Below are 1,365 nucleotides of genomic sequence, written 5' to 3'. Positions count from 1 at the left end.
GCTCCTATGTTTGCATTTGGAATAAATTTCTAGTTTTACAGATATAAGTGAAAGGGGGTAAGAGTCAACCGATGGCTAGATAATCATAAGATATATCGACCGATAGATAGGACCTTATCCTTTTATATCTCGTAGAGTTTGAACAGAATGTAAGGAACCTTAACGGTATCCAGAATATCCAACCAGGAGAAAAGACGAACAGAGATTTTTCACTTTTAATTTTAAAAATTTGAACACGTGAAAAAAGTTTTAAAGGAAGTTGCAGGTATTGATGTAGCTCAAAAGGAATTAGTTGTATCTCTAGGAAGGCTCTATGAGAATTTGGACATTGAAATCATATCATACAAAGTGTTTAAAAATACTGAAAATGGTATAAAATATTTTATCGATTGGGTAGCTAGCAACAGTAATAATGCAAATAGCGTTAGATATGTCATGGAAGCTACCGGAGTTTATCATGAAAAACTCGCCTATGCCCTTGATGAAAGTGGTTTTGATTTAAGTATTGTATTGCCTAATAAGATTAGTAATTTTTTTAGGACATTGGACATAAACACTATTACTGATAAGACAGCATCTCAAGCTATAATGAGGTTCGGTCTTGAACGTAAGCTAGATAACTGGAATCGTCCAAAAGAGGCTTATAGACAGCTCAAGCAATTAACCCGAGAGCGTGATCAAATAGTAGATCAGAGATCAATGGTCAAAAATCAGCTACACGCAGAAAAAGCAGAAGCTGTGCCAAACGAAAGAAGTCTAAAACGCATTGCAGAGAGAATCAAATTTCTCAACGGACAAGAGAAAGAAATCAAAATGGATATAGCAACGTTGCTAAAGGATTATCCTGATATTATGGAGAGAGTAAAGAATATATGCACTATACCTGGCGTGGGAGAGCTGACTGCGGTTATAGTATTAGCTGAGACTAATGGGTTCGAGCTAATAAGAAATAAAAAACAGTTGACTGGTTATGCGGGTCTAGATGTTAGGGAAAAACAATCAGGTACATCTGTAAAGGGTAAACCGCGGATATCGAAAAAAGGAAATAGGCATCTTAGAAAATCATTACATCTACCTTCTCTATCATCCGTTAAGTATAATAAATCTCATAGAGATCTATATGCGAGAATAGTTGCCAAAAGCGGGATTAAAATGAAAGCACTGATAGCTGTTCAGAGAAAAATGTTAGAACTTATATTTGTAGTAGATAAGAATAAAACTAGGTTTGACAATAATCATCAACAAAAAAGGACACTAGATGCAAATGCAGAAAGTATCCTTTTACAGACTAGCTTATAGCCGTCTTGAGTAACAAAAATAATAAAATAAAAGAGAAAACCTTTTGTTAGTTAACACAGAATCTAT

At 34.6% G+C, this 1,365-nt stretch carries 1 protein-coding gene; it reads left to right on the top strand.

Annotated features, from left to right (window positions below; genetic code table 11):
• Positions 1-237 precede the first annotated feature (237 nt).
• Entirely contained in the window at positions 238-1,299 is a 1,062-nt protein-coding gene (locus ES724_RS16400; RefSeq protein ID WP_146935066.1) for an IS110 family RNA-guided transposase, read from the top strand.
• The last annotated feature ends 66 nt before the right edge of the window (positions 1,300-1,365 follow it).

Source organism: Gillisia hiemivivida (assembly GCF_007997295.1).
Taxonomy (GTDB): Bacteria; Bacteroidota; Bacteroidia; order Flavobacteriales; family Flavobacteriaceae; genus Gillisia; species Gillisia hiemivivida.
Note: the sequence above shows the minus strand (reverse complement) of the source record. Positions and strands in the feature narration are given on the sequence as shown.